Annotated in this window: 11 protein-coding genes; 8 read left to right on the top strand and 3 right to left on the bottom strand. The window is 48.0% G+C overall.

Annotation, left to right across the window (positions count from 1 at the left end; all coding sequences use genetic code 11):
• Window positions 1-81: 81 nt before the first annotated feature.
• Complete coding sequence (locus tag K384_RS12160) at window positions 82-645, bottom strand: hypothetical protein (protein ID WP_038032758.1); 564 nt, start codon at window positions 643-645, stop codon at window positions 82-84.
• 237 nt (window positions 646-882) lie between these two features.
• Between K384_RS12160 and infC the strand changes: the two genes are divergently transcribed.
• The 3 genes from infC (at window position 883) to rplT (ending at window position 2,294) form a co-directional block, all read left to right on the top strand.
• Window positions 883-1,473: a translation initiation factor IF-3 gene (gene infC, locus K384_RS12155; protein WP_051633379.1), complete on the top strand. Its 591-nt coding sequence runs from the start codon at window positions 883-885 to the stop codon at window positions 1,471-1,473.
• Between the two features lie 148 nt (window positions 1,474-1,621).
• Window positions 1,622-1,819, top strand: a complete 198-nt coding sequence (gene rpmI, locus K384_RS12150) for a 50S ribosomal protein L35 (RefSeq protein WP_038032757.1) — start codon at window positions 1,622-1,624, stop codon at window positions 1,817-1,819.
• A 118-nt stretch (window positions 1,820-1,937) separates the two neighbouring features.
• A complete protein-coding gene (gene rplT / locus K384_RS12145; RefSeq protein ID WP_038032755.1) occupies window positions 1,938-2,294 on the top strand; it encodes a 50S ribosomal protein L20 in 357 nt (118 codons plus the stop codon).
• Between the two features lie 538 nt (window positions 2,295-2,832).
• On the opposite strand, the gene K384_RS12140 is transcribed toward rplT, so the two are convergent.
• Both K384_RS12140 and K384_RS13505 read right to left on the bottom strand, forming a co-directional pair.
• Window positions 2,833-5,253: an alpha-ketoacid dehydrogenase subunit alpha/beta gene (locus K384_RS12140; protein ID WP_038032753.1), complete on the bottom strand. Its 2,421-nt coding sequence runs from the start codon at window positions 5,251-5,253 to the stop codon at window positions 2,833-2,835.
• 263 nt (window positions 5,254-5,516) lie between these two features.
• Complete coding sequence (locus K384_RS13505; protein WP_084147230.1) at window positions 5,517-7,514, bottom strand: ComEC/Rec2 family competence protein; 1,998 nt, start codon at window positions 7,512-7,514, stop codon at window positions 5,517-5,519.
• Between the two features lie 247 nt (window positions 7,515-7,761).
• On the opposite strand from K384_RS13505, the gene K384_RS12130 reads away from it, so the two are divergent.
• The 5 genes from K384_RS12130 (at window position 7,762) to K384_RS12110 (ending at window position 13,566) form a co-directional block, all read left to right on the top strand.
• The gene (locus K384_RS12130) at window positions 7,762-8,208 is read left to right on the top strand and encodes an ATP-dependent zinc protease family protein (protein WP_038032751.1); all 447 of its coding nucleotides are present in this window, start codon (window positions 7,762-7,764) and stop codon (window positions 8,206-8,208) included.
• A 5-nt stretch (window positions 8,209-8,213) separates the two neighbouring features.
• Window positions 8,214-9,128, top strand: a complete 915-nt coding sequence (gene rimK, locus K384_RS12125; protein ID WP_038032749.1) for a 30S ribosomal protein S6--L-glutamate ligase — start codon at window positions 8,214-8,216, stop codon at window positions 9,126-9,128.
• A 228-nt stretch (window positions 9,129-9,356) separates the two neighbouring features.
• Window positions 9,357-9,833, top strand: coding sequence for a hypothetical protein (locus K384_RS12120; protein ID WP_038032748.1), 477 nt, complete (start codon window positions 9,357-9,359; stop codon window positions 9,831-9,833).
• A gap of 271 nt (window positions 9,834-10,104) precedes the next feature.
• Window positions 10,105-11,244: an NAD(P)/FAD-dependent oxidoreductase gene (locus K384_RS12115; protein WP_038032747.1), complete on the top strand. Its 1,140-nt coding sequence runs from the start codon at window positions 10,105-10,107 to the stop codon at window positions 11,242-11,244.
• Window positions 11,245-11,337: 93 nt separating this feature from the next.
• Window positions 11,338-13,566: a DUF5916 domain-containing protein gene (locus K384_RS12110; protein WP_211245255.1), complete on the top strand. Its 2,229-nt coding sequence runs from the start codon at window positions 11,338-11,340 to the stop codon at window positions 13,564-13,566.
• The last annotated feature ends 4 nt before the right edge of the window (window positions 13,567-13,570 follow it).

Genomic DNA, 13,570 nt, shown 5'->3' with positions numbered 1-13,570 from the left:
TTGTTTTGGGTGATTGAAAGCATAAAAAAAGAGAAAACAAAAAAGGCAGCCGTGCAGCTGCCTTCTTCTTTACTATAGACGTTAGAAGTTGAAATGAAAGCCGATGCCTGCATTCAGCGCCACCCACGGACGCGGGGCTATCTCTATATACAAGCCCATATCCACAAATAAGGAAAAGAAGTCGGCTTGTGGGAAAAACCACTCCAGACCCGCCATGCCATTGGGACCCAAACCCAAAGCCGTACCTTCGGTATCCAAGTTGCCGTCACCGTCGCTATCGTAAAGGTAGTTGAACGAACGCAGCTGCAAACCGGGACCGGCATACCACTGCAATCCCTCTACCCCACTGATGGAGTTCTGCCACAAGTAGTCAGCCATAATAACCAAGCCACCACGACGATAGTAATAATCTTTGTTGTATTTCTTGTAATAGCCTTTGTAACCCGGATAGGTGCTGCCATAGCCATAACCGTAGCCATAGGTACCAATGCCAAACTCAAGTGCGTTGCTTCCGCCGTTCAGGTATTTCTTCACGCTCAGTCCGGCGGGTTCGGGCACACGCACTCCCACTGCCCACTCACCTTGTGCCATGGTCCAGTGAGCTGCAATCAATAAAAAAAGCAAACATACAAAACGTCTCATCATAAGATTCTCTTTTTGGTTTTGTGAGGTAAAGTTAGTACTTTTTACGGTAGAAAAAGCAAGGCGTTGAACTTAAAAAGAAAAAAGAAAATAAGCCGCTCAATAAAGAATGCCACACTTGCAAATTTCATCATTTGATTCTAAACTTGCAGAACCATTCGTGAATCTTTAAAAGATTTCATTGTTAACCGTTTAACAACAGTTATTACTTCATTTAAAAAAGGACGTTAAAAACACACAATGCGTAGAAAATCAAGAAGACCAAGAGGAGGAAGAGTACAAAAAGAAGAACCCTACCGCATCAACGAGAAAATACGGGCTAAAGAAGTTCGTTTGGTAGGCGACAACGTAGAGCAAGGCATCTACCCCATCGAAGAAGCCCTGAAAATAGCCGAACAACAAGGGCTGGATTTGGTAGAAATAGCCCCTAATGCAGACCCTCCTGTTTGCCGGGTCATCGACTACTCTAAGTTCAAGTATGAGCAAAAGAAACGCGAAAAGGAAATCAAAGCCAAAGCGCAAAAAGTAGTCGTCAAAGAAATCCGCTTCGGTCCCAACACCGACGAACACGACTTCAACTTCAAGCTCAAGCATGCGCGCAGCTTCTTGGAAGAAGGCGCCAAAGTGAAAGCTTATGTGCACTTTGCCGGTCGCAGCATCGTTTTCAAAGACCGCGGCGAAGTACTGCTCCTGAAAATGGCTACCGAACTGGAAGATGTAGCCAAAGTAGAGCAGATGCCGAAACTGGAAGGCAAGCGTATGATTATGATGCTTGCGCCCCTGCCTAAGAAAAAGAAAAAGTCAGACGATAAAGACAAAGAAGAGGAATAGAAAGAAAAATATTGCTCCTTAGCACAATCGCAGGCAGGCAAGTCGTCTGCCTGCGGTCTTTTTCCATAGAAGGGGCATTTGTGTAATTGCCTCTTTACTTGTAAATTTGCCTTCCTTTTCAAGTATTGTTGCATAAAATCAGACAGTTATGCCAAAGCAAAAAACAAACTCAGGAGCCAAAAAGCGTTTCAAGCTGACGGCTACCGGCAAAATCAAGCGTAAGCACGCTTACAAAAGCCACATCTTGACCAAAAAGAGCACCAAGCGCAAGCGCAACCTTACGCATTCTACTTTGGTGCACCCTGCTGATGCCCCGCGCATCAAAGCTTTGTTGGCACTCAAGTAAACAGGTGTCAACGTATTCAATCTTAATTAAAAACATTTCCGGTTTCAATGTTTCACCCGGTGTCCGGTATTAAGTATGCCATAGGAGCATCGCCGTTCACCAAAAAAAGAGAAAAACTATGCCTCGTTCAGTAAACCATGTAGCATCGCGCGCACGTCGCAAAAAAATGTTGAAGTTTGCCAAAGGTTATTTTGGCAGAAGAAAGAATGTATGGACCGTAGCCAAAAACGCCGTAGAGCGCGCATGGCAGTATGCTTATCGTGACAGAAAGCGCCGCAAGCGTGATTTCCGCCGCCTGTGGATTATGCGTATCAACGCGGCAGCTCGCCAGCATGGTATGTCTTACTCTCAATTCATGGGCTTGTACAACAAGTCGGGCATGCAGCTCAACCGCAAAGTATTGGCAGACTTAGCCATGAATCACCCCGAAGCCTTTGCTGCTATCGTGGAAAAAGTAAAATCGGTACAAGCTTAATTTAAACGCTTTTATCATATATTCCCAAACCGCCTTTTGAAAGGCGGTTTTTTTCTTTACCCCCCTCTCACTTCGAAAAGCACAAAGCGCAGCCTGTCATTTCGAACGAGCGTAAGCGAGTGAGAAATCTCATCGCACCACGCCACAAGAAGCAACAGAGATTTCTCGCTATCGCTCGAAATGACAAAGGGGGGGAAGCTCGAAAGGGCAAAACAAGGCACAGAAAGCAACTACAAAAATGCTGCCTGCCATTTCGAACGAAGCAAAGCGTAGAGTGTCATCTCGAATGAGTGAACCGCAGCCTGTCATTTCGCACGAGTGTAAACGTAAGCTGTCATTTCGAACCGAGCGTAAGCGAGTGAGAAATCTCATCGCACCAAGCCATAAGAAGGAAAAAGAGATTTCCCGCTTACGCTCGAAATGACAAAAGGGAAACTTTGAAATAACAAGAGGGATGCTCGAAATGCCCAAGAGGACAACAGACATAACAAAAAAGGGGCAAGTGCCCCTTTCTGTTTTTATCACTGATCAACTGCATTTATTCATACAAAGCGGGAAACTTCGCCGGGTTGAACTCATGCATCATGGCATACACTTTATCCACGATTTCCTCTACATTGGGTTTAGAGAAGTAATCCCCATCGGAGCCATAAGCCGGGCGATGGTCTTTTGCGGGGATGGTCATGGGTTGGGAATCCAGCCAGCGGTAAGCACCCTGCTCTTCCACTATCTTTTGTAACATAAAGCCGGTAGCACCACCACTTACATCCTCATCGGCAACCACCAAACGGTTGGTTTTCTTCACCGACTCCACGATGCGGTGATGGATGTCGAACGGCAATAAGGACTGCACGTCAATCACTTCACAGCTGATGCCCAGTGCCGCCAATTCTTCGGCTGCCTGCATCACTATGCGGCACATGGAACCATAGGTTACGATGGTGACGTCTTCGCCCTCACGCAACACCTCCGGTACCCCCAAAGGCACCGTAATCTCTGCGAGATTATCGGGCATGCGCTCCTTCAGGCGATAGCCGTTCAGGCACTCGATAATCAAAGCAGGGTCATCGGACTGCATCATGGTGTTATAGAAGCCGGCGGCACGTACCATATCACGCGGCACCAGCACATGCATGCCTCTGAGGCTGTGCAACAGCATGCCCATGGGCGAACCCGAATGCCAGATGCCTTCGAGGCGGTGCCCACGCGTGCGCACAATCACCGGGGCTTTCTGACGCCCTTTGGTGCGGTAACGCAGGGTAGCCAAGTCATCTGACATGATTTGCACGGCATAGAGGATGTAGTCGAGGTATTGGATTTCGGCAATGGGGCGCAGCCCACGCATGGCTACCCCTATGGCTTGTCCCAAGATGCTGCACTCCCGGATAGAAGTGTCGGTAATACGTATTTCTCCGTACTTTTCCTGCAAGCCTGCCATCCCTTGGTTTACGTCTCCGATGCGTCCCACGTCTTCGCCAAAGGCAATCACGCGCGGGTCACGTGCAAAGAGGGCGTCGAAGTAGTTTTGCATGATTTCACGCCCATCTACCAAGGGGCTGTTGTCAGAATAAACAGGCTTGACCTCAGCCACTCGCAGGGGCGACTCTTCGGTTTCGCTATACAGATGCGAGCTGTACTCGTCGTGTGCCCGGGCGGTTTTTTCTTTCACCCACTCCACCAATGCATGACGCGCAGGCAGGTCTTTTTCATCGCGCAGCACACGTATGGCACGCTTGACGGCACGAAAAGCATCGCGCTTGATGGGGTTGATGGTTTCTTTAAATTCTTTGGTAATGGCAGCAATTTCTTCGGCATGCAGCTTCGAGCTACCGGCTGCTTCTTGCAGCAGCGCCAGCGCACTGTCGGTGTATTCCTTCACTCCTTTCAGGTAGTTGCTCCAAGCGGTATTGCGCGCCTGTTTCACACGTGCCAAGGCTTCTTTTTCTATCTGCTCCAGCTCTTCTTCGGTAGCGATGCCGTTTTCAAGAATCCACTCTTTGAACTTACGATTGCAATCATAGGTGCGTTCCCATTCCAAACGCTCGGGTGATTTGTAGCGCTCATGCGAGCCGGAGGTAGAGTGCCCCAGCTGTTGTGTGATTTCGGTTACATGCACCAATGCGGGCGTGTGGTTTTTGCGGCATCCGGCTGCTGCCTTGCGGTAGGTTTCCAACAAAGCGGGGTAGTCCCACCCTTTCACCTCATAAATTTCAAAGCCCTTGCCGTCTTTGTCGCTCTGAAATCCTTTCAGGGCTTTTGATATGCTTTGTTTGATGGTATGATATTCTTGCGATACAGAAATGCCGTAACCGTCATCCCATACAGACATGAGCATGGGCACCTGCATGACGCCGGCAGCATTCATCACCTCGAAGAACATGCCTTCGGAAGTAGAGGCATTGCCAATGGTACCAAAAGCTATTTCGTTGCCATTGTTAGAAAACTGCTTGAAGGGACGCAGGTCGGGGTTTTCGCGGTAAAGCTTGGATGCCCATGCCAAACCCAAAAGACGGGGCATCTGACCTGCTGTGGGCGAAATATCGGCAGACGAGTTGTAGAGTTCGGTGTGGTTCAACCACTTGCCCTGCTCATCGACAAGGTGGGTGGCAAAGTGGGAGTTCATACAGCGCCCTGCCGTGGCGGGTTCATGCTCCGGGTTGGTATCGGCATAAAGCTGTGCGAAAAACTCTTCGAGCGTGAGGGCGCCGATTGCCATCATAAATGTTTGGTCGCGGTAGTAGCCCGAGCGCCAGTCGCCTTTTTGGAAAGCCTTAGCCATGGCTATTTGCGCCAACTCTTTGCCATCGCCGAAAATGCCAAACTTGGCTTTTCCCATAAACACTTCCTTCCGCCCCAAGATGCTTGCTTCACGGCTTTCACAAGCCAAGCGGTAATCTTTTAATATGTCTTCTTTGGTTAATTGAAGCTTAGAAAGAATTTTTTTTTCTGCTACTGCCATGAGTGTAAATGTTTAGGTTATTTGTGAGCAAGGTTGATAAAGGATTGTTTTTGAAAGAAGCTGCAAGGCACTGTGCAGCCCTTGCAATATACATTTTTTCAAGCAGAAATCATAACACAAAATTGCACCTTGCAAAGATTTGTTTGCACTATTTCATACAAAAAATTTTCCATTTCACCTGTTTCACTCTAAATTATTTCATACAAAAAACTCATACACAATTCTTTGTTTTACCCACTTGGCAAAAATCCAAATTTTACACTTTATTCTACCGGCGAATTTTCGCTCATACACCAAGCTCCCTCTTTGCTTAGCTCATGCACTACGAAGCGCCGCCGCAGGGCTTGCCGTTGTTGCATGCTTACCTGCCGCCCCAAAACAATCAAAGGGACATGCTTCAGATATCTGTCCGGGATAGTGTAATAAGTATTCCACACGAGCACATCCGGGGGCTGCTTCCACAGCCCTGCCGTATCCACGGGGGTATTGACCAAGGCAATATGCTTGCCGTTCCATGTAAGCCTCCATATGCGGGCACGCGCGCACCACGCTTTATCGGAACACCAAGCCTGCTGCCCCTTCACAATCCATACCTCGCAGTGCTTGTGTTGGCTGTTATACCATACATACAAGCGGGCTTCCTTGTTCAGTGCATACTGTTTAGATACATTATGAAGCGTGCCTATCAATAGCACCCCCGCCGCTCCAATAACTGCTTTTGAAAAAGCTATTTCTTTGGTCAGATACAGCCCCAACAGCAACAGTAAGGCATACGCTACCCACGTGTCCGCCATATCCCAATAAGGAACAGGCACAGGCGGGCAGTAGTGCTGTAGCCACTGCAAACAACGCTCAATCAGTGATTGCATGACTACCAATGCTTTTGTGACAAGGGCAATGAAGGCAGCGGGGGCACCCGTCCACGCCATGATGCCCAAGCCAAGTGAAGCCAGCAGCAAGAAAGGCGCCGGGGGCACTACCAATAAGCTACTGGCCAAACTTGACAAAGGAAACTGACGGAAATAAAGCAATGTAAGCGGCAAGGTGGTCAGCTGGGCGGCAACTGAAACGCACAATAACTCATATCCCTTTTTGAGTATAAGGAAGCGGGGCTGCCAAAGCTTCGACAAACGGGGATAAAAGAACAAAATTCCCAAAACTGCCAAATAAGAAAGTTGAAAACTCAAATGGAAGAGCAGTAACGGATTCCATAACAAAAGCAAAAAAGCCGAAAGCGCCAATGTGTTGTAAGCATTGGTGGTGCGGTTCAGGCAAGAAGCCACCGAGAACAGGGAAAACATCAGCGATGCCCGCAGGACCGAAGGCGACGCCCCGGTGAGCAAAGCATAGCCCCACAATAAAGGCAAGGTAGTCAGTAGGAACAACCAGCGCCACGCGGGGCGTTGCCCCGGCTGCCACAGCCATTGCATCAACAAAAACAGAATACCCACATGCAAGCCCGACACCGCCAAAACATGCGAAGCGCCCGTATCGGCATACAATTGTTTTATGTCCTGTCGTAAGAGACTTTTATCGCCCAAGCTTAGTGCCAGCAAAACACCGGCATGCTGCTTCACGCCGGTTTGTAGAAGCGATTGTTTTAAGCGCACCTGCCAATGGGCAATATGGCGCCGGATAAGCCCCCACCCGCTCAAAGAAGTGTTGACAAGCAAGCAACTGCTTTGCTTCACCCAAGCGGTGAGATATATGTTGCGGCTGTGCATATATGCCCGGTAGTCGAAATCTCCGGGCTTCAAAGGTGGTGCAAAAGGTTCTATTTTGCTTCTCAACAATAAGTGGTCAGCAATTTGCAAGGTCTTCAGGCTGTCCTGCAAGCGCAACAACACCGTGCACGGGCGCCCGGGCAACCGCCATGTTTGCCGCTCTGTATCGTAGTAAGCGACCAAAAGGGCTTCTGCCTGTGTGTAATTGGCTTTGCGGACCGGCGTTTCTTGTATTTCTGCCAGCCAAAGAACGGGACGCCCTTCCCAACGGGCATATAAATCCATGGCAATAGGCTGCCGGTTTGTTAGATTGTACCGGCTATTGGCACACAACAACACCAACAGGTAAAATAGAATAGAAAGCACTATGTCATGATAAGCGCGCCTTCGGCCTTGAACATACCACCAATAAGCCGCCAACAAAACGGTGGAAGCACTTAGTACTACACACAAAGTAGCAGGCACGCGCACCCAATGAAAGCGCGCAAGTAAGATGCCGGCAATACTCATTAGCGCAAGCCGTACAAATGGCGGCATGGTTGGCAGATATTAAGGATTAGTGGTTTAACTACAAGATAATCAATAGATTTATAAAAATCCATTCATTCCCTCTTCCCTGCTTCCATTTTTTTACATTCCACGCACTATTTGTTAAAAGCCCCCATTGAGCAAGGCAACAAACCCACAAACTTTACTTCATCATTTTTTTACACCAACAATTGCCAAAACTTATGTTTATTTGCAGGCTTTTTCTTTATATTAAAGAACACAACATTGCCATTGCATGAACCATCGACTGTTGATAGGTGCCTTCGATAAAATTGATTTACCGGAATTTGAGCTTTACGACTTGGATTGCAAGATCGACACGGGCGCTTATACTTCGGCCATACACTGCCACCGGGTATGCCTGATTGAAGCCCCCGGCGGTCAGCGGCTCTTGAGTTTTCACCTGTTGGACCCTGCCCACCCTCAATACAACGACCACGAATACCGCACCGCCCATTTCTATGAAAAAAAAGTAACCAGCTCATCCGGGCATAGTGAATACCGCTTTGTAATTCAAACAAAAGCCGTTCTCTTCGGCAGGCCGTTCGATATTGAGTTCACCCTGGCAGACCGGGAGCAAATGCGCTACCCTATCCTATTGGGCAGAAAATTTTTGAAGAAGTATCACTTCTTGGTGGATGTAAATCAAAAAAACCTTTCTTTTCAGCAGAAAAAGCAATAACAACTATGCGCATAGCCGTTCTTTCACGCAACAAACAACTTTATTCCACTGCCCGGCTCTTGGAGGCTATCCGGCAGCGTGGGCATGAGCCGCTGCTCATCAATCACACCAAGTGCTACATGGTGATGGATGACGATACGGCCGATGTATTTGTGGGCGACCATCGTATAGAAAATGTAGATGCCATCATTCCCCGCATAGGCGCCTCGGTTACTGCCTATGGTGCGGCTGTCATTCGCCAGTTTGAAATGCAAAAGGTGTTTACCACCTGCGGCTCGCTGGCGCTTATACGCTCACGCGACAAGCTGCGTAGCCTTCAAATCCTCGCAAAATCGGGTGTAGGCATTCCGCGCACCGCCTTCGCCAAATACCCCAGCGATATCGACTACCTCATCAAGCAGGTAGGCGGTCCCCCGCTTATCATCAAGTTGCTGGAAGGCACTCAGGGCTTGGGCGTAGTGTTGGCAGAAACCAAGACCGCAGCCCGCTCTGTGTTGGAGGCTTTTTACGGACTGGACGCCGAAATTTTGGTGCAGGAATTTATCAAAGAATCGAAAGGCAGCGACATCCGGGCATTCGTTGTGGGCGGCAAAGTAATAGCCGCCATGAAGCGGCAAAGCGAGGGGGGCGATTTCCGTTCCAATTTGCACCGGGGCGGCAAAGGCGAAGCAGTCAAGCTAAGCCGGAAAGAAAAAGAAACCGCCATCAAAGCAGTGAAAGCTTTGGGACTACAAATCGCCGGGGTCGATATGTTACGCTCCGAACGGGGCCCCTTGGTTATAGAGGTCAATTCGTCGCCCGGTTTGGAGGGTATAGAAAAAGCTACGGGTGTAGATATAGCAAGTAAAATAGTGCAATATATAGAAGAGCACAGCCAGAACAACAGAGACCCCAAAAAAAGGGACAAGGTGGGGGTTTGAGCAGTCTTTTCAGAATCTTATTTCAAGATAAGCAAAAAAACAGAATAGACTGTTAATATACACGTGTTTCATACAAGATATAGCCGGCAAACAAAACTATATTTTGTACAATTTAAGCAAGCATACAGGTAAAATAGAGGCCCCGGCAAACAAAAAAATGCTATAATTTTCACTTGCAATCATTGAAGATTTACTATCTTTGCAATCGATAAGCGAGCGCGCATAAGCATGCAATCACCCATACAAGAGCAATTGTGGAAAGAGTGGGAAGATGCCTATCTGCAAATTATCGATAGGTGTTTGAGTATGGGTAAGCTGATGGAAGAAAACCTGACTGCTGCAGACGCCAGCCAACCAGCTTCTCTATTGTCACAAGCCATTATGGAATGGGCAAACGGGCAGTTAAACACGCTGTATCATCTGCAGCAACGCATCGAAGCAGCGGGACTTGCCATGCAGGTACCTGTTCTCTTTCAGCAATTTGCGCTTTTATTTCTGGCTCTTTTGCAAGAAACCGGTAAAAACAATGTAACAAAAGAGCAGAATGGCACGAAATTTATGGTATATTCAGTACCATCAATGCTGGAAAGCATCAAAGCACTAAAAGGCTTGGAGGTGTTTTTTGAAGAAGAACAAGACAAGGTGAAAGCCATGTGGCAGGAAGTTCGGCAATACATCCGGGCTTTTTATGGAAATGAAAAATAAAACGGGGCAACTCTGCTCCTTTAAGATATTCAACGATTTTTTTAATCGATTTTAATAAGCATCAGAAAAAGGCCTGCGGCATTGCTGCAGGTTTTTTTGTTTCTGAAATTGTGTAACAAGGTGCAAAAGTTGCCTCCGTTTTAGGGGCGTAAGTTAGCAAAATTTTAAGAAAAAACACAAAAACAATAGAAAAGCCTAAAATAAACCCCACTCTTTTGCGTTTTCTTTTGTTGTCTCTTTTAATGATGGAACCTCAAACTATTGACAAGCCATGCAAACAAGCAGCAATAGCTACTGGGAAAGACAGTACTGGAGTAGTTTCGATTATATTATTGTAGGCGGCGGACTGGTAGGGCTCTCCTGTGCCGCATCTTTAGCCGAAACCCATACAACTGCCCGTATTTTGGTATTGGAGCGCGGCCTGCTTCCTACGGGGGCAAGCACCAAAAATGCGGGGTTTGCCTGCTTTGGTAGCCTTACCGAGCTGCTGGCCGACCTTCAACATAATGACGAAAACATCTGCCTGCAAACCGTGGAACGCCGCTGGCAGGGGTTACAAAAGCTACGCCGGCGTTTAGGCGATGATAAAATAGGGTACGAAAGCTGCGGTGGGTATGAGCTGCTGCTGCCCGCGCATCTTCATGCCCTGGAGCATATGCCTTATGTCAACCGTTTGTTGCAAAGCATCTTTGGTCAAGATGTGTTTCGGTTAGCCGATGACCGGCTGCCTGCCTTTGGTTTTCGGGGCGTTCCTCATCTGCTTTACAATGCCTTTGAAGGAAAAATCAATACCGGCCTGCTTAGCCGCGCTTTGCTTGCCTATGTGCAGCAGTTGGGCGTAACTGTGCTTAGCGGTGCCGAAGTAGTGCACATAGAAGAAGATGATGAGCGGGTAAGAGTACAGGTAAAGCAAGCTCATAGCCCGGCGCCCTTCAGCTTTGAAGCGCCTCGTGTGGCTGTGTGCACCAATGCATTCTGCCGCCAATTATTGCCCCAGCTGCCCGTTACCCCCGGTCGTGGACAAGTGCTTATTACCCGCCCCCTCAAGCAACTCCCCTTTAGCGGTATCTTCCATTTCGATGCGGGCTATTATTACTTCCGCGACATAGACGGCAGAGTGCTTTTTGGTGGCGGGCGAAACTTGGATTTTGAAGGCGAAAGCACTACTGAGCTTACCCCCACGCCTTTCATTTACAACCATTTGGTCCAGCAGCTGAAAGACATGATTCTGCCGGGCATTCCGTTTGAGATAGACTATGCATGGGCAGGCATCATGGCTTTTACTCCCAACCGTCAGCCCATTGTAAAAAAAATATCGCCTTCCATAGCTGTGGGGGTGGCACTAAATGGCATGGGGGTTGCCATTGGCACAGAGGTAGGTGCACAAGTAGCCGAATTATTACATAGCTGACCCGGGCAACCACCCCCACCTCCATACTTTCCATTCGGTTCACACGTTTGTTTAGTGCAAACCAGCCTGTCTTTACTTCACCTTTAAAAAATTATGAAAGGAATGATGTTGTACCGTTTTTTTACACTATGTCTTATGGTGTGTAGCGTAGGTTGTGCCATAGGCTATGCACAAAAGCAAGAAAATCATGAGTTACTTGCCCGTAAGGTTTCGCCCGGCAGCATAAAAATAGACGGGCTGCTCGACGAGCCCGTATGGCAACAAGCAGCGGTGGCGAATCATTTTTGGCAAAATTTCCCCTACGACAGCTCCGCTGCCAATGCGCAAACCGAAGTACGTGTGCTTTATGACGAAGATTACATCTATATAGGTGCCATTTGTTACGGACAGTCTCCGGATGAAATTGTAGTCTCTTCCTTACGCCGGGATTTTAGCCCATGGAACAATGATTTTTTTCTTGTGAACTTCGATACTTTTCAAGATGGCACCAACGGCTTTCAGTTCGGGGTAAACCCTTATGGGGTGCAACGTGAAGGACTGATTGCCGACGGTGGCAACCGCGGCACCGATGAAGCTTGGGATAACAAATGGTTTGCCGAGGTGAGCCGTCAGACAGACTACTGGGTGGTAGAAATGGCGATTCCCTTCAAGTCCATTCGTTTCAAGAATGGAAGCACTGAATGGAAAGCCAATTTTTTGCGCGGCGACCTGGCCCACTTTGAGCGTTCAAGCTGGGTGCCGGTGCCACGCAATTTTTCTATTTCCTCATTGGCTTATACCGGCATCCTCCGGTTTGAAACCCCACTGCGCAAGCCCAAGTCCAATATTGTGGCAATTCCCTATCTTACAGGTAGCTACAACGAAGATTTCACGCAAGACACGACCGGTGCTGTGTATAAAGGCAATGCCGGGGCAGATCTCAAAGTAGCTCTCAGTGCATCTTTAAACCTGGACCTCACCTTTAACCCCGACTTCTCACAAGTGGAGGTCGATCGGCAAGTAACTAACCTTGACCGCTTCGAGATATTCTTTCCTGAACGAAGACAGTTTTTTCTTGAAAATGCTGACCTCTTTGCCAACTTCGGATTTTCCCGCATACGTCCTTTCTTTTCACGGCGTATAGGTATTGCCCGCGACACCGTCACCGGACTGATTGTGCAAACCCCCATTTTATACGGCGCCCGCTTGAGCGGCAAGGTGAATCGCGACTGGCGGGTGGGGCTCCTGAACATGCAAACGAGCCCCGATGAAAACCGGGGCATTGTAGGCAAGAATTATACCGTAGCGGCGGTGCAGCGCCGTGTATTTACCCGTTCAAATATCGCTGCCGTGTTTGTGAATGAACAAACTACCTCTACCGAGCAACAGGATTTCACGTTCAATAGCAACCAATATAACCGGGTAGTAGGCTTGGACTACAACCTTGCCTCTGCCGACAACACCTGGCAAGGCAAGTTTTTTTATCATCAACTATTCACACCTGAAAACCTGCCCGGGCAATTTGCCCATGCCGCTTACTTGGCTTACAACAAGCCTACCTTTTTTGTGGCTTGGAATCATGAATGGGTGGGCGGAAACTACAAACCCAGCACCGGCTACGTGCCACGCAATGGCCATTTTCGCTTAGAGCCTTTTGCACGCTACACCATTTTTCCCAAAAAAAGTAAACATATTGCCCGGCACAATATCTTTTTCTACAATAGCTTTTACTGGGACAGCCTCGGTACCTCTACCGACCGCTTCAGTCAGCTTCGCTATGAAGCCGTTCTGCAAAACACGGCCGGACTTAACCTGACAGTGCGGCGCAATTATGTGCGTCTTTTCTTTTCGTTTGACCCCACCAATACCGGTGGCTTGGAACTGCCCGAAGGAAGCGAGTACACCACTTACAGTGCCGAATTCAACTTCAACACTGACAGAAGAAAGCTGTTCAATTTAGATGGTGGCATCAACTACGGGCAGTATTACAATGGTCATCTGCTGGGGATTCAAGGCTCTGTAAACTACCGCTTTCAGCCTTTCGGAAGCATCAGCCTGTCGGGCAACTATATACGGATTTTGCTGCCACAACCTTATAATTCGGCAGAGTTGATATTATTGGGTCCCCGCATCGACCTTTCGTTTACCCGTAAGCTCTTTTTAACTACTTTTGTACAATACAACAACCAAATCGACAATGTAAATATCAATGCGCGCCTTCAGTGGCGCTTTAAGCCGGTTTCTGATATTTTTGTGGTATATACCGACAACTATTTCGCCAATGAACTGCAACAAAAGAACCGGGCATTGGTTATAAAAGCAACGTATTGGTTAAATATTTAAAAAA

It is taken from the genome of Thermonema rossianum DSM 10300, from assembly GCF_000426825.1.
Classification (GTDB): Bacteria; Bacteroidota; Bacteroidia; order Cytophagales; family Thermonemataceae; genus Thermonema; species Thermonema rossianum.
Note: the sequence above shows the minus strand (reverse complement) of the source record. Positions and strands in the feature narration are given on the sequence as shown.

Bases quoted from the DNA above. Each gene is read 5' to 3' on its own strand.
- K384_RS12120 (WP_038032748.1), top strand. From the start codon at position 9,357: ATGCAATCACCCATACAAGAGCAATTGTGGAAAGAGTGGGAAGATGCC.
- K384_RS12160 (WP_038032758.1), bottom strand. From the start codon at position 645: ATGATGAGACGTTTTGTATGTTTGCTTTTTTTATTGATTGCAGCTCAC.
- K384_RS13505 (WP_084147230.1), bottom strand. From the start codon at position 7,514: ATGCCGCCATTTGTACGGCTTGCGCTAATGAGTATTGCCGGCATCTTA.
- rimK (WP_038032749.1), top strand. From the start codon at position 8,214: ATGCGCATAGCCGTTCTTTCACGCAACAAACAACTTTATTCCACTGCC.
- K384_RS12140 (WP_038032753.1), bottom strand. From the start codon at position 5,253: ATGGCAGTAGCAGAAAAAAAAATTCTTTCTAAGCTTCAATTAACCAAA.
- K384_RS12130 (WP_038032751.1), top strand. From the start codon at position 7,762: ATGAACCATCGACTGTTGATAGGTGCCTTCGATAAAATTGATTTACCG.
- K384_RS12110 (WP_211245255.1), top strand. From the start codon at position 11,338: ATGAAAGGAATGATGTTGTACCGTTTTTTTACACTATGTCTTATGGTG.
- rpmI (WP_038032757.1), top strand. From the start codon at position 1,622: ATGCCAAAGCAAAAAACAAACTCAGGAGCCAAAAAGCGTTTCAAGCTG.
- infC (WP_051633379.1), top strand. From the start codon at position 883: ATGCGTAGAAAATCAAGAAGACCAAGAGGAGGAAGAGTACAAAAAGAA.
- rplT (WP_038032755.1), top strand. From the start codon at position 1,938: ATGCCTCGTTCAGTAAACCATGTAGCATCGCGCGCACGTCGCAAAAAA.
- K384_RS12115 (WP_038032747.1), top strand. From the start codon at position 10,105: ATGCAAACAAGCAGCAATAGCTACTGGGAAAGACAGTACTGGAGTAGT.